The organism is Streptomyces sp. NRRL WC-3618, assembly GCF_001280005.1.
Lineage (GTDB): Bacteria > Actinomycetota > Actinomycetes > Streptomycetales > Streptomycetaceae > Streptomyces.
In genome coordinates, this window is sequence record NZ_LGDW01000418.1 from 1 (window position 1) to 225 (window position 225).

General features: G+C 75.1%; 1 protein-coding gene. It reads right to left on the reverse strand.

The window, feature by feature from the left end:
- On the reverse strand, window positions 1-225 hold a 225-nt coding region (locus ADL01_RS28015; protein ID WP_159049665.1), incomplete at both ends, for a tetratricopeptide repeat protein.

Genomic DNA, 225 nt, shown 5'->3' on the forward strand with positions numbered 1-225 from the left:
GCAGGGGGATGGCGCGTCCCGGATCCCCCGCCGCCCGGTAGGCGCTGGCGAGGTTGTTGCGGCTGCGCAGGGTGTCGGGGTGGGTGTCGCCCAGCACCTGTTCGCGCTGGGCGAGAGTGGCCTCCAGCAGGGGGATGGCGCGTCCCGGATCCCCCGCCGCCCGGTAGGCGCTGGCGAGGTTGTTGCGGCTGCGCAGGGTGTCGGGGTGGGTGTCGCCCAGCACCT